The organism is Pseudomonas sp. StFLB209 (genome assembly GCF_000829415.1).
GTDB lineage: Bacteria > Pseudomonadota > Gammaproteobacteria > Pseudomonadales > Pseudomonadaceae > Aquipseudomonas.
Genome location: NZ_AP014637.1, coordinates 1,905,605 through 1,919,778, shown reverse-complemented (window position 1 = coordinate 1,919,778; position 14,174 = coordinate 1,905,605). Strand labels below are relative to the sequence as shown.

Sequence of the window (14,174 nt, the reverse complement as noted above, 5' to 3'; positions counted from 1 at the left end):
CCGGAGATACTTGATGAAAGTCTTGTTCATGTGCACCCACAACAGCTGCCGCAGCATCCTGTCCGAGGCGCTGTTCAATCACCTGGCCCCCGAAGGTATGGAAGCTGTGAGCTCGGGCAGCTTCCCAAGCGGCAAGGTCAATGAGCGGGCACTGAAAACCTTGGAGGCCGCCTGCATCCCCACCGCTGGTCTTTCAAGCAAGGCCTCGGATGCCTTCGAGAGCTCTCCTCCCGACATCGTTGTCACCGTGTGCGACCGCGCTGCCGGCGAAGCCTGCCCGATCTTCTTCGGTCCATCGCTCAAAGCCCACTGGGGCCTGGCCGACCCTTCGGCGGTCACCGGGAGTGAGGCAGAAGTCGAAGATGCCTTCCAAACCACACTTGCGAAGATCAATGAGCGCGTGCGTGCCTTCATTGCGCTGCCTCTCTCGCAACTGAGCCAGGACCAACTGAAAGCCGAACTTGCCCGCATCGGCGCGCTGTAGGCCCTGGATCAATGGAGACCGAAATGAACGACCACCTGCCAAATGTCCAACCAGAACTGATTGATCTGCCGTCGCTGGAGCGGCTGGCGCCGAAGGATCCTTCCACACACAAACCGCGCATCTTGCTGCTGTACGGATCGACCCGCGAACGCTCATTCAGCCGCTTGATGGTCCAGGAGGCTGCGCGCCTGCTGGAAGAGTTCGGCGCCGAAACCCGAATCTTTGATCCTTCCGGCCTACCGCTGCCGGATGACGCTCCGGACTCTCACGAGAAGGTGCTGGAACTCCGCGAGCTGATGCAATGGTCCGAGGGCCAGGTGTGGTGCTCGCCCGAGCGTCACGGCTCAATGAGTGCTGTCTTCAAGGCGCAGATCGATTGGGTACCGCTGGCCATGGGCGCCGTTCGCCCGACCCAGGGCAAGACCCTCGCGGTGATGCAGGTATGTGGCGGCTCCCAGTCCTTTAACGTGGTGAACCAACTGCGCGTGCTTGGCCGCTGGATGCGTATGTTTACCATCCCGAACCAGTCGTCGGTGCCGAAAGCCTTCCTGGAGTTCGATGAAGCCGGGCGCATGAAGCCGTCTTCTTTCTACGATCGGCTGGTCGACGTGATGGAGGAACTGACCAAGTTCACGCTGCTGCTGCGTGATCGCCAGGATTATTTGGTAGACCGCTACTCCGAGCGCAAAGAGTCGGCGGAGGAACTATCCAAACGAGTCAATATTCGGTCTATCTGAGGTCATGAGCATGTCGCATCCTTACTCATTGAAATCGTTGCCCCATGCTCCGGGTGTGCTGATTTTTACGCCTTGTCCGGGCACCCAGACCAGCGGTCTCGCTGAAAGCCTGGATACGCTCAAGCAGGCCGGTGCCGTGGCGCTGGTTACGCTGATGTCGGACGCAGAGCTTCAGGAAAACGGAGTTGCCCAGCTTGGCGTCGCGGTCAAGCAGCATGGGTTGGAGTGGTACCAACTGCCGATCAAGGATGATCATGCTCCGGATAAAAACTTCGAGGTCGGGCTGGGAGAGATCCGCCACCAGTTGAACGCTTTGCTCGCATCCAACAAGGCCCTGGCCATCCACTGCAAGGGCGGCTCCGGCCGCACCGGGCTGTTCGCTGCCCGTCTGCTGATCGAGTCCGGAATGCCGCGCCGCGAGGCGATCGCCTGGGTGCAGGATCTTCGCCCACGGGCGATTCAGAAGCCTGCGCACATCAACTACATCAACCAGTTCGGCGAAGGCTGAGCGCTCCAGCCAGACAGGAGAAACCATGGCCACCGAAGGCGAGCTACTCGATGTCATCGTGATTGGCGGCGGGCAGTCCGCGCTGACGGTGGCCTATTTTCTCAAGCGGGCCAAGCTCTCGTTCCTGCTGCTTGACGCTGAAGAGGCTGCGGGCGGGGCGTGGCGCCATGGCTGGGACTCGCTGACGCTGTTCTCGCCCTCCGCTTGGAGCTCCATCGCGGGCTGGCCGATGCCGCCAGTCACCGAAGGTAATCCTGATAGGGATCACGTGGTCAGCTACCTGGAGCAGTACGAGGCGCGCTACGGGTTTCCTATCGTTCGCCCCGTCAGCATCACGGCGGTGGAGCGGACCGCACGTGGTCTTCGTGTGCGCTCGAAGGACCGCAACTGGGAAGCCCGTGCCGTCATCAGCGCAACGGGGACCTGGAGCAAGCCCAATGTTCCGGCCTATCCGGGGATAGAGCTGTTCCAGGGACAGCAGATTCACTCCGCCCATTACCAGTCACCAGAGGCTTTCCAAGGAAAGCGCGTGCTGGTCGTTGGTGGTGGCAACTCGGGGGCGCAAATTTATGCGGAGCTGTCCGAGGTCACCGACGCAATGTGGGTAACCACGGAGGAGCCGGCGTTTCTGCCTGATGACGTGGATGGCCGGGTGCTGTTCGAACGGGCTACCGAGCGCCTCAAGGCTCAAAAGGAGGGCCGTGCTATCGACGCACAGGTCGGTGGGCTTGGTGATATCGTCATGGTGCCCTCAGTAGTCCGAGCTCGCGAGCGCGGGGCCCTTCGTGCTGTAAGGCCTTTCACCTCATTCACGTCGGATGGGGTCGTCTGGCCCAACGGTGAGAAAACCCAGGTCGATGCGGTGGTCTGGTGTACTGGATTCCGGCCGGCACTGGATCACCTTAAGGCACTGGACGTGCTGGATGACTACGGAAAGGTCGAGGTTGATGGGGGGCGTTCTATTCGCGAGCCGCGCCTCTGGCTGGTCGGATATGGCGGCTGGACCGGCTTGGCCTCGGCGACGTTGATTGGCGTCACCCGTACCGCGCGTAGCACGGTCAACGAAGTAGTCGAACACCTGAACAGCTTGGAGCAGTCGGATGCATAGCGGAATCGAAATTCGTGTCGCCAGACCAGAGGATGCAGAAGAGATCCAGCTCATCTACGCGCCCATCGTACTCAACACGGCCATCTCATTCGAAGAGGCAGTGCCGAGCGTGGAGCAAATGTGTGAGCGTATCTCCACGACGCTGCAAACCTATCCGTATCTGGTGGCTGTGCGAGAAGGACGGGTAGTCGGCTATGCCTACGCCAGTCAGCACCGGGCGCGTGCGGCGTACCGGTGGGCGGTGGATGTGACGGTGTATGTCGCCGAGGGGCAGCGCCGCAGCGGAACTGCTCGGCAGCTCTATGACGTGCTGCTGCCGGTTCTGAAGCGTCTGGGATATCGCTCGGCGTATGCCGGTATCGCCTTGCCGAATGAAGGCAGTGTCGGGCTGCACGAACGACTCGGTTTTCAGCACATCGGTACGTTTCCGCAGGTCGGATTCAAGCTCGATGCTTGGCATGATGTGGGGTATTGGCGGTTTGAGTTCGGTGACGACGGCCTTCGACCCGAGGCTCCAATGAGCTTCGTATCCTAAACCCGAATGCCACGCTAGAGCGTCCCAGCCCGCGCCGTTGCTGACTGCGACAGCACTAATCCTCCAACGCATGTGAGTAAACCTGAATCGTCCCAGTTTTGTAGACACCTCCAAACCTAATAATGATGCCCAAAGATTGGTGAAATGGTGCTTGCACTACAGGGGGCTAGTTGAAAAGCGCCAAGAAACGGCTGAAATTGACAGCGGCAATGGCAAGGCCGCTCAGTACGATAACTGTCGTGTAGATCGGGTGGTCTTTGACGATTTCAATTAACACAACAGGATGTACCCCGTTCCGCTCGTACCATTTGGATTTTGTCTTCAAGGACTTTTCATGTGTACGCTCGAAGAAGTTCGCAAACATATCGAGCTTCCTTAGGGTCGATTGATGCATTTTTATGTACTCAGCGTTCACAAAGGCGGCAGCCTCATCAGCGCCGGGCAGTGCGTCTTGGTCGCTGGCATTATTGAGTTCAGCCAATGCCATGATCCTGCCTTTCCTTCCCCTGCTATCGGCATGCGGGGCATAGTTTCTTCCATATAACGCAACCAGCTCACGCGCAAGGTCAACCTTCTTGTCATCCGGCAGCTCTACGGGTTTGCCCCCAAGCACCCGAAAGCGATGCTCAAGCGCAAAGAACCCGAAATTTTCGTCTCGCATGTTCCAATGCAGGAACCGACAATCCTTGTGCTTATCAAGCCATTGGAAAAAGCCTTTCAGCATCGACTTTTCGAATTTATTGAGCTCTGCTTGCATGCTGGAGAGCTGTTTGCTGAGCTCTGCTTCTTTATGGATGGACCACGATTTGGTTTGGCCGGTTTTTAGGTTCCGTGTGGCGATGGATGTCACACGTTTCGACTCCCCCGTATCATTTTCATAAAACGATTCGCAGGAGTAGTGAATTACGTAAACTCGGTTCGCGTCGAGGTAGAGGTCTTCGATTAACGCTCTGCTCCTTTTGCGATCCTTTACCCGATCTAGCTCTGCTCCCACACCTTTCCCCTCAACCCAATGCACTGTAGGCGAAGCTGGTGATTCTGCCCTCAAATGTGGGTACCCGCTAGATTCATCCCTAGCTTTGCCTTTGACTCTTCCTGAGGGTATACCGCTTGGGGATAATCAGCCGGCTTTGTCTTGGCGGATCGCCCTGCAAATCGACGTGGCCATCACCAAGCCGCTTCCAATGCCGGCCGTCAGAACGTAGGACCATTCGCTTCCGCCGAAGCTGGCTGGTGGGCGTGAGCCAACAGGCGTATCCTACAAGTGCTTGCTCCGAGACTTGTTGGCCTACAGCCTCCCCTTGGAGACATCTGATAGCCCGCCGCTGAGGCGGGCTTCTTTGCTATCAGATCGCAGCGCCTCTGGTTTGCTAGCTGCCCAAGCTAGGCTCTGCCAGAGCGCATGTCCATCAGCGGTCTACCCGCCTCCCTAAGCACGACGATTATCGACGTACCCAAATCCTTAATCAGGCGCATGGAAAGCAGACGGAGGTTTGGCGAAATTCGCTTACGCAGCCATTGCTTCGCAGGATTCTGCGCAGGTCATGCAGGCCTGGGCGCATTGCTGACAGTGGTCTGCCTTATGCTTACCGCACTCCTCCCCGCAGGCCCGGCAAATTTTGGCGCATAGGGCACAAAGCTCTTTGGCTAGCATGCTTTCTCGTGCCATCAAGGTAGCCGCAAGGTTGCACATATCTGCGCAATCTCTGTCCAGCTTGATGCAGTCAGCCATCATTTTTACATCTTGTTCTTGTAGGCAGGCTGACGCACAGCCTTCACAGGCCAGCGCACAGCGCAGGCATTCCGAGATGCATTCTTCAAAGCGACTGTTCATGGTCATATCTCCGGTATCGGGTCGATTTGATGCCAGTGCACCGTCTCATGACGGTACGTAGCGTTCGACCTGACGGGGTCCTGAAGATTGATGACATTTCTGTAAGCTTGTCCGAATCCTCTCGGTGTGAAGGCGTGCCCGATCATTTAAGGCTTGAACATCACTGCTTATGAATGCTCACGATCTTCGCGACGCTTCCTTCCATACGGAACCCAAATTTCACCTTGTCTCCTACGTTCAAGCCCTTCAGCTGTGCAGGCTCAGCATGGAAACCCATGGTCATCGCCGGCCATTTGAGCTCTGCTACCGGGCCGTGGGCCAATGTGATTTTTCCGCTTTGAGGATCCAGCGCCTTTATTGCCCCTTCAGCATGCGCGGTGGGTGCCGCCTGGGTGCCTTGGCCTCCTTCGGCGGAAGCTGGCATGTTCTTCATGTCCATACCATCCATGTCCTGGGCATGCACACTGGCGGCGAAAGCTGTGACCAGGGCTGCGATGACGATTAGCTTTTTCATTGGTTTTCTCCTGAGGGGGTGGGGGTAGTGACAGTAAGTTCGCGGCGACGGATCAGCCAGTACGCCGCAGGTATTACAAACAGGGAGAGCAACGGAGCGGTTAGCATGCCGCCGACCACGGGCACCGCGATGCGACTCATGACCTCGCTGCCGGTACCGCTGCTCCAGAGGATGGGCAGCAGGCCTGCAACGATGACCGCCACGGTCATTGCCTTGGGTCTGATGCGCTGCACCGCACCCTCACGGATTGCGCCGAGCAGCGCTGCTCGTGTGGTTTCGCCACTGGCCTGACGCTCAGCCCAAGCGTTATTCAGGTAAATGAGCATGATCACCCCAAACTCCGCAGCTACGCCGGCCAAGGCAATGAAACCAACGCCTGTGGCCACCGACAGGTTGTAGCCCAGCAGGTACAGCAGCCAAACGCCTCCGGTTAGCGCGAACGGTAGCGTGCCCATGATGAGTAGCGCCTCACCGAGGCGCCCAAAAGTCAGGTAGAGCAGCACGAAGATGATGGCCAGCGTCGCCGGCACCACCCAGGCCAGGCGTGCGTTAGCGCGCTCCAAATATTCGAACTGCCCGGAGTAACTCAAGCTCATGCCCGGATCTAGCTTTACCTCGGTGTCGATCACCTGCCGCAGGTCTGCCACAACAGACGATAGGTCTCTGCCGCGCACATCGACGTACACCCAGCCCGAGGGGCGAGCATTTTCGCTCTTGAGCATGGGCGGGCCATCGGCAATACGTATGCGGGCCACGGTGCCAAGCGTCAGCTGGCCCCCCTGCGACGTGTAGATTGGCAGCTGACGCAACGCCTCCACGGAATCACGCCATTCACGTGGATAGCGCACGCTAATGGGATAGCGAGCTAACCCTTCAACCGTTTCCCCAATGGTTTCGCCACCTATGGCACCGGCGACAATAGCCTGTACGTCGGTAATGTTCAGGCCATAACGCGCAGCGGCATGGCGGTCGATGTCCAAATCAATGTAGCGACCGCCAGTCAAACGCTCTGCCAGGGCCGAAGTCACTCCAGGCACCTTTTTCGCTGCCCGCTCCACAGCAAGGGTAGCCCGGTCTATCTGGTTCAGATCGCTGCCGGCAACCTTGACGCCGATCGGACTCTTGATGCCGGTGGCCAGCATGTCAATCCGATTGCGGATAGGCGGAATCCAGATATTGGTGAGCCCAGGCACACGCACGATACGGTCAAGCTCTTCGATTAGCTTCTCAGTGGTCATACCTGGACGCCATTCACTCTTGGGCTTGAGCCGCACGGTGGTCTCGAACATCTCAAGCGGTGCAGGGTCAGTGGCCGATTCGGCGCGGCCGGCCTTACCAAAGACGCTGGCTACCTCGGGGACTGTACGAATCAAGCGATCCGTTCGCTGCAACAGCTCTGAAGCTTTCTGCGCGGAGAGTCCAGGCAAGGCTGAAGGCATGTAGAGCAGATCACCTTCATCAAGTGGGGGAAGAAACTCGCCACCCAGATGGTTCAAGGGCCACAGACTGCTGAGCAGGATGAGCAATGCTCCAGCGAGGGTAAGCAAGGGCCGGCGCAGGACGACCTCCAATGCCGGACGATACAGCCGGATGAGGCCCCGGTTGAGCGGGTTGCGCTGTTCCGCAGGCAGTGGCCCTCTGATCCAGTACCCCATCAGCACCGGTATCAGGGTCACCGATAGCGCAGCCGCCGCTGCCATCGCGTAGGTCTTGGTAAAGGCCAGGGGGGCAAAGAGGCGGCCCTCCTGGGCTTGCAGCGTGAACACCGGGATGAACGAGAGCGTGATGATCATGAGGCTGAAGAACAGCGCTGGTCCAACCTCGACGGCCGCCTCCGTCATTACGTTCCAATGCGCTTCGCCCCGCAAAGGTTGACCAGGATGCTGGGCATGCCAGGCCTCTACACGTTTGTGGGCGTTCTCGATCATGACCACGGCAGCGTCCACCATTGCACCGATGGCAATAGCGATTCCGCCAAGCGACATGATGTTGGCGTTGATACCCTGATGACGCATAACGATCAGCGCAATCAGGATTCCCACGGGCAGCGACACGATGGCCACGAGCGACGAGCGCAGGTGCCAGAGAAACGCTGCGCATACCAACGCCACTACCACAAACTCCTCGACCAGTTTGTGACTGAGGTTCTCCACAGCACGGTCGATCAGCTGGCTGCGGTCGTAGACGGTGACAAGCTCCACCCCGGCAGGCAGGCCTTTCTTCAGGGTTTCGAGCTTGGCCTTGACGTGCGCGATGGCCTCACGAGCATTCTTGCCGCTGCGCAGGATAACCACTCCACCTACGGCTTCACCGAGGCCGTCCAGTTCACCTATGCCTCTGCGGGCTTCCGGACCTATCTGCACCGTAGCGACATCGCCTAAGTTCACCGGCACGCCCTTGGTAGCCAGTCGCAGAGGGATCGCTCTGAAATCGTCCAGCGATCCTAGGTAGCCGGCCGCACGAACCATGAATTCTGCTTCGCCTTGCTCCAGCACACCACCGCCGGTCTCCTGGTTGGCCTTACCTATAGCCTCTATCACCTCAGCTTGGGTGATACCGAGGCTGGCCATGCGAAGCGGATCGAGGAGGACTTGGTATTGCTTGACCATACCGCCGATGGTGGCCACCTCAGCGACATCCGGCAGGGTCTTGAGCTCATAGCGCAGGAACCAGTCCTGCAGGCTGCGCAGTTGCGACAGGTCATGGCCACCGTTGCGATCGACCAGCGCATACTGATAAATCCACCCGACTCCGGTGGCGTCCGGTCCGAGTACCGGCTTGGCTGCCGCAGGTAATCGCGATTGTGCCTGGCTCAGGTACTCAAGAACCCGAGAGCGCGCCCAATACAGATCGGTGCCGTCCTCGAACAGCACGTAGACGAAGCTGTCACCGAAGGCGGAGAAGCCGCGTACCGTTTTGGCCTCCGGAACCGAGAGCATTGTGGTGGTCAGCGGATAGGTCACCTGATTCTCAACGATCTGAGGAGCCTGACCTGGGTAGGACGTGCGGATGATCACCTGTACATCCGACAGGTCGGGCAAGGCGTCGATTGGCAGACTGCGCACCGAGACGAAGCCCCATGCCACCAGAAACAGCGTAGCGAGCAGCACCAGTACCCGGTTGCCTACCGACCAGCGGATCAGTTTGGCAATCATGGTTGGCCCTCCAACACTTTGATCTGCTCAACCACCATGCCCTCGTCGCGTTCGCGGATGCCAAAGCGAATCTGTGCACCGACCTTGAGGCCATCAAGGAGCGACTGATCAGCCACCGGGAAGGTCATGGTCATCCCAGGCATACCCAGGGTGAGGAAGGGACCATGGTCAACGGTGAGCTGGGCTCCATCTATCTGCACGATACGGCCGTTCGCTTCATGTAAGGCGGGCCCCGCTTTTGGCTGAACGTCTTGCGCCGTCGCCGCTTCGATGCCTTTCAAATTAGCTTCGGAGTCCAGTAGGAATTGCCCCGACGCGACGATGCGCTGACCTGCCTGAAGGCCCTGCAACACCGCAACTTGCCCCTTGCTCTCCTGACCCAACACAACTTCCACCGGTCGGAAGCGACCACCTTCTTCAGCCAGCATCACCAGATCCCGCTTGCCGGTGCGTATGACCGCCTCGGCAGGCACCAAGAGGCTCTGCTCGGAAGACACGCCGGGATTGAGAGCCACTTGAGCGGTCATCCCAGGACGAAGCCGTCCATCCGGGTTGGGCAACTCGATACGCAGGCGCAACGTGCGGCTTTGCAAATCGGCATCAGCCAACAGCGCGGTCAACTTGCCCGGTACCGGATCGCCTGGGAAAGCTGGCAATTGCGCTTGCACAGGCTGGCCTTCGCGCAGGCCTTGAGCCTGGGCTTCTGGCACAGCGGCTTCCAGCCAGACGTTGGCCACTCCGTTGATCCTTGCCAAGGTAGTCCCCGGCGTCAGCGTCATGCCGGGTCGCAGATCGAGAACCTGGATGACACCGGCAGTGGGCGCGGAAAGTGTGACCGAGAGCTGTACCTTTCCAGTGCTCGCGACCCGGTTGATCAGGTAGACCGGCATGCCGGAGAGCAGGAGCCGCTGTCGTGCCGCCGCCGTCAGCTGAGCGTCGCCGGAATGCCGCAACGCCAGATATTCCTCCTGCAAACCAGCCCACTCCGGGGTCAGCACATCGGCTAGGGGAGCCCCTTTAGCAACTATATCCCCCGCCGCCCGGCCATATACGCGTTCGACGTAACCGCCAGTACGGGCCTGCAACACGCTGAAGTCGCGTTCGTCGAACGCCAGAACGCCGCTCACGCTCAGGGATCGTTCAAGCCTGCCAGCCATCACCGTTGCCAATCGCATCCCGAGATTTTGCTGGAGCCCAGCCGAGACCTGAACCGCAGGCTGCCCCTTGTCATCCGTCTCGTCTGAATACTTGGGCACGAGCGGCATGTCCATGAACGGCGACTTTCCGGGTGCCGGGAAATGCTGCTGGGGATACATCGGGTCGTACCAGTACAGCGCTTTTTGCTCACCTACTGGCTGCGATGGGGTAACCGTGCCCCGTCCTCCTAGCCAGAAGCCCGCGCCTGCTCCAATAGCAAGGGCAGCAGCCACAACCAAACCAATCGACCTATTCCTCATGCCCGCACCTCTCCATATACGAAATGCAGACGCGCTGCTGTTGCAGCCAACTGTCCTTGCAGATCCACATCCTGTAACAGCGCTTCCACGCGTTGCCGACGTGCCGACAGCACTTCACTCAACGGCGACTTACCGGCGCGGTAGTCCGCCAGAGCGAGGCGTACCCTGTCCTCGGCCAGAGGTAGAAGCGTCTCGCGACTGCGCCGCACCGCCCGCTGCAAACGTTGGTACTCGGCAAGGTCTGTTTCAAGCTGGGCTTGATGCTCGCGCAGGGCTGCATCCTGCTCATCCTCCAACTGGCGAACTTGTGCGCGTCGCGCCGCAATCATCGGGTCTTGCCGGGAGCCGGTGAACAACGGCAACTGGAAGCTGACTTGCAGGCTGACCATGTTGCTGAAGTCCGGGCCACGACGCTGATAATCCACCCCCCAAGACCAATCCGACTTCTTTTCTGCCTGGGCCTGGTGTACCTGGGCTTGCGCCTCGCGTGTCATGGCGTTGTAGGTATTGAGCTCCGGATGGGCATGTACGGAGTGCAGGTATTCAGCTGCGTCTACAGGCCAGAGTGGGAACGTCGGCGCCCCTACTTCGGCGTCCTGCCCAATCCAGCGCTTCAGCGCGGATCGCGCTTGAGCTGCCTGACTCAATAAAACATCCTTCTGCTCGTCCAACTGCGCCAATTCCTGTTTCGGAGCCAGCGTATCGGCCGTCGAGCCTGCGCCTCCGGCCAGGCGCGCCCGCACCGTAGAAGCCAGCAGCTGGTTTTCTTTGTAGAAAGCGTCGAACTGTTCAAGTTTTCGCTGCACGGTGTACGCATTAACCCAAGCCTGCGCGGTTGCCGCTCGAATCTTCAGGCGCTCGAAGACCGCCTCAGCATCGGCTCGCTCGACCGTGGCCTGAGCTGTCTCTACGCGAGCTTTACGCTTGTCCCGGTTCGGTACGTCCTGGGACAGGCCAACCACCTGCATGGTCATGAAGTCTCTGTTCATGCTCCAGCGATCAGCGCCTTCAATCGGCAGGTTTTGTACCCCAAGATTCAAGCGCGGATCGGGTAGTTCGCCCGCTGGAATGACTAAGTTGCGCGCAGCTGATGCCTGCTCCTGGAGGGCTTGTAGAGAGGGAGCGTTGCGTTCAGCCAGTTGCAGCGCTTCATCCAGCGACAGCGATGCAGCCTGTGCTGAGACAGCCGGCAGCAGTATGAAAAGGACAGCAGTGGAAGTTCGTCCCTGAAAACGTTGGGGAGTCATGAGAATGATTCCTCGAAAGATCAGCGCCCAGGCGCGTGCCATCGGCCCGCTGCTAGGCAGAACGATGGTGTGAAATTAAGAGGGAGTCAGACGCGGGGAGGACGCCATGGATCGGGGGGAGAACCTGTTGCTATGCCTACAGCGTAGGTATCGGCAGGTCGTGGCTTGGCATAGGTCAGTCCAGGCGTCAGGAAGCTGAGCTGCACTGTGCTGGCAGTTCTGCACTCCTGGCCTACCTTGCAGGATTTGGCATGGTCACCAGTCTTGCCCGGCTTCTGGTCCTGGCAGCAGTCATGGTCCATGCCCGCCATCATTTCCATGCCCATGGTCTGCATTGGACAAGGTTCAGTCGCCGAATCGATGCCCGCCATCCCGTTAAGCGGAAGCGCCACGACAAGCATCAGGATGGTGAGCAGTCGAATGAACCGATTCATGATGGGCGAGTATAGGTTACTGGGATGAGTTCAGCATTAAGGGGTTGGGGCTGCACCAACCAACCGCTTGGAGGCGGGAAGGCTGATGAAGAAGGTTGTGACACCCTCCGCTGAGGTACACCAAATTCGTCCGCTGTGAGTCTCAATAATGGAGCGTGTGATCGACAGCCCCAGGCCCGCATTACTTGGCCCACCTTCGCGTCTGGCTGGATCGGCCCGATAGAACCGGTCAAAGATCTTGCCAATATGCTGAGGATCGATGGTTACTCCGCTGTTATGTACGGATAACGTCACGGTTTCACGTGTTTGCTCGATCTGCACTGCTATCTCATTGCCTTCCGGGGTGTAGCGCAACGCGTTAGATAAGAGGTTGGAAAGGGCTCGGTCAATCATCAGGCGATCACCACGAACCTTGCCACGACCTTGGAGGGTCAGCTGAATGCCCCGGTCCTCAGCCAGAAACTGGTAGTACTCGAACAGCTTGGATACGAGTTCGGAGAGGTCCACATCGATCTGCTCGGGCACGATGAGACCGTTATCCGCCTTGGCAAGGAAAAGCATGTCATCGATCATGCGCGACATGCGCTTAAGGTCCTCCAGATTCGAATAGAGGTTTTCCTCATAGGCATCTAGGTCACGCTTCTTGGTGAGCACCACTTCGGTATGGGTCAGTAGGTTGCTGACCGGCGTTCTCAACTCGTGAGCGATATCGGCAGAAAAGTTGGACAACCGAACGAATGCATCCTCCAACCGTCCCAGCATCCCGTTGAAAGACAGGATGAGCTCCTGAAGCTCTAGCGGTACGGGCTCCAGCGGAATGCGCTCGCGGAGCGATCTTGCCGACATCCCGGTGGCCACTTTGGTGATTTGCCCAACAGGCCGAAGCCCACTCTTGGCAACGACCCAGCCCAAGCCTGCACTCACAATCGCGCTGATCACCAAGCCGATGCCGAACCACCATTGCAGGGTGATAAAGAAATGCGCGTGAGTGGTGACATTGAGCATCAGCACGGCCGTCACCGGTTCCGGCTCGCCCGCGATGGTTAACTGGGCGGTGATACCCCGGAAGTTCTGCGCTTCATCCTGCCATTCCCAAACTGCGCCCCGGTGCGCCTGCTCGAACTGCTTAGGAATTTGCGAAGCCTTGGGATCTGAAAAAAGGACCGTTCCGTCAGCCTTGGTGATTTTCGCCGACAGATCCTGATGTGCGCCGAGCAATGCCCGCAGCTGCTGCTTCTGATCGTCGAGCCCGCCTCGCGCTGCTGAAATGGACAGAATATGACGCGTTGACTCCAGCTTTTCGGAGAGCGCCTGCTCATCCAGCATCCGGAAATGGTGCTGGCTGAGCCCGTAGAAAGCCACGCCGGCAACGACCAAGACAGCAGTCACCGCGAACATGAACATCAGGGTCAGTCGCTTGACGAGCGATGATTGCGGGCGCATCACTCGGCCACATCCATCATGTAGCCCATGCCTCGGGCGGTATGGATGAGCTTTGGCGCGAAGTCGTCATCAATCTTGGCCCGCAGTCGGCGAATCGCGACCTCGATCACGTTGGTGTCACTGTCGAAGTTCATGTCCCAGACCTGAGAAGCGATCAGCGACTTGGGGAGCACCTCCCCGCGTCGGCGCATGAGCAGCTCCAAAAGGGCAAACTCCTTGGCAGTAAGGTCGATCCGCTTGCCGTTTCGCGTAGCCCGGCGCTTGAGCAGGTCAACCTCTAGGTCCGCCATCTTCATGGTGGTTTGAACAGAACCACCGTTGCCTCTGCGCAGCAGTGTGCGGACCCGCGCCAACAGCTCAGAGAACGCAAAGGGCTTCACCAGGTAGTCATCAGCACCCAGCTCCAAGCCTTTCACGCGATCATCTACGCCATCACGGGCCGTGAGAAAGAGGACCGGCACGTCTTTCCCCGCTGCCCGGATCTTGCGCAGGACCTCCCAGCCATCGAGCCCCGGCATCATTACGTCCAAGATCAGCAAGTCATACGCTTCGCTCTGCGCTTGTTGCAGGGCGTCAGTGCCTGTCATCACCCGGTCTACGGTGAAGCCAGCTTCTGTCAGGCCTTGCTGGAGGTAGACACCGGTTTTCGGCTCATCTTCGGCTACGAGTAATTTCATCTGCTCTCATCCACGCGGTGTGCATCTCCAGTTTGCAGGAA

At 58.9% G+C, this 14,174-nt stretch carries 14 protein-coding genes; 5 read left to right on the top strand and 9 right to left on the bottom strand.

Features of this window, described 5'->3' with window-relative positions:
• Positions 1-13: 13 nt before the first annotated feature.
• From PSCI_RS08925 to PSCI_RS08905, 5 genes are read left to right on the top strand one after another with little or no spacing between them, the layout of a single operon-like run.
• Positions 14-484, top strand: a complete 471-nt coding sequence (locus tag PSCI_RS08925; protein ID WP_045485401.1) for an arsenate reductase ArsC — start codon at positions 14-16, stop codon at positions 482-484.
• A 23-nt stretch (positions 485-507) separates the two neighbouring features.
• Positions 508-1,221: an arsenical resistance protein ArsH gene (gene arsH, locus PSCI_RS08920; protein WP_023048559.1), complete on the top strand. Its 714-nt coding sequence runs from the start codon at positions 508-510 to the stop codon at positions 1,219-1,221.
• Positions 1,222-1,225: 4 nt separating this feature from the next.
• Positions 1,226-1,729, top strand: a complete 504-nt coding sequence (locus PSCI_RS08915; RefSeq protein ID WP_084709904.1) for a phosphatase domain-containing putative toxin — start codon at positions 1,226-1,228, stop codon at positions 1,727-1,729.
• Positions 1,730-1,754: 25 nt separating this feature from the next.
• Positions 1,755-2,837 (top strand): ArsO family NAD(P)H-dependent flavin-containing monooxygenase, encoded by a 1,083-nt coding sequence (locus tag PSCI_RS08910; protein WP_045485397.1) that lies wholly within the window; start codon positions 1,755-1,757, stop codon positions 2,835-2,837.
• Positions 2,830-3,372, top strand: coding sequence for an arsinothricin resistance N-acetyltransferase ArsN1 family B (locus PSCI_RS08905; RefSeq protein ID WP_045485395.1), 543 nt, complete (start codon positions 2,830-2,832; stop codon positions 3,370-3,372). The genes PSCI_RS08910 and PSCI_RS08905 overlap by 8 nt, the downstream gene beginning before the upstream one ends.
• 166 nt (positions 3,373-3,538) lie before the next feature.
• Here the strand turns inward: PSCI_RS08905 and PSCI_RS08900 are convergent, their stop codons facing one another.
• From PSCI_RS08900 to PSCI_RS08860, 9 genes are all read right to left on the bottom strand, one after another.
• Positions 3,539-4,222, bottom strand: coding sequence for a hypothetical protein (locus PSCI_RS08900; RefSeq protein WP_172439589.1), 684 nt, complete (start codon positions 4,220-4,222; stop codon positions 3,539-3,541).
• A 657-nt stretch (positions 4,223-4,879) separates the two neighbouring features.
• Positions 4,880-5,206: a four-helix bundle copper-binding protein gene (locus PSCI_RS08895; RefSeq protein WP_371263243.1), complete on the bottom strand. Its 327-nt coding sequence runs from the start codon at positions 5,204-5,206 to the stop codon at positions 4,880-4,882.
• Positions 5,207-5,366: 160 nt separating this feature from the next.
• Entirely contained in the window at positions 5,367-5,720 is a 354-nt protein-coding gene (locus PSCI_RS08890; RefSeq protein ID WP_023048565.1) for a copper-binding protein, read from the bottom strand.
• Complete coding sequence (locus PSCI_RS08885) at positions 5,717-8,875, bottom strand: efflux RND transporter permease subunit (RefSeq protein WP_045485392.1); 3,159 nt, start codon at positions 8,873-8,875, stop codon at positions 5,717-5,719. Before PSCI_RS08885 ends, PSCI_RS08890 begins: the two co-directional genes overlap by 4 nt.
• The gene (locus PSCI_RS08880; RefSeq protein ID WP_045485391.1) at positions 8,872-10,332 is read right to left on the bottom strand and encodes an efflux RND transporter periplasmic adaptor subunit; all 1,461 of its coding nucleotides are present in this window, start codon (positions 10,330-10,332) and stop codon (positions 8,872-8,874) included. Before PSCI_RS08880 ends, PSCI_RS08885 begins: the two co-directional genes overlap by 4 nt.
• A complete protein-coding gene (locus tag PSCI_RS08875; RefSeq protein ID WP_045494054.1) occupies positions 10,329-11,579 on the bottom strand; it encodes a TolC family protein in 1,251 nt (416 codons plus the stop codon). Before PSCI_RS08875 ends, PSCI_RS08880 begins: the two co-directional genes overlap by 4 nt.
• 86 nt (positions 11,580-11,665) lie before the next feature.
• On the bottom strand, positions 11,666-12,013 hold the full coding sequence (locus PSCI_RS08870; RefSeq protein WP_045485390.1) for a hypothetical protein: 348 nt from the start codon (positions 12,011-12,013) through the stop codon (positions 11,666-11,668).
• A gap of 36 nt (positions 12,014-12,049) precedes the next feature.
• Positions 12,050-13,456 (bottom strand): heavy metal sensor histidine kinase, encoded by a 1,407-nt coding sequence (locus PSCI_RS08865; RefSeq protein WP_045485388.1) that lies wholly within the window; start codon positions 13,454-13,456, stop codon positions 12,050-12,052.
• Positions 13,456-14,133 carry a heavy metal response regulator transcription factor gene (locus PSCI_RS08860; RefSeq protein ID WP_045485387.1) on the bottom strand — a complete coding sequence of 226 codons (678 nt, stop codon included), beginning with the start codon at positions 14,131-14,133 and terminating at the stop codon, positions 13,456-13,458. Before PSCI_RS08860 ends, PSCI_RS08865 begins: the two co-directional genes overlap by 1 nt.
• Positions 14,134-14,174 lie beyond the last annotated feature (41 nt).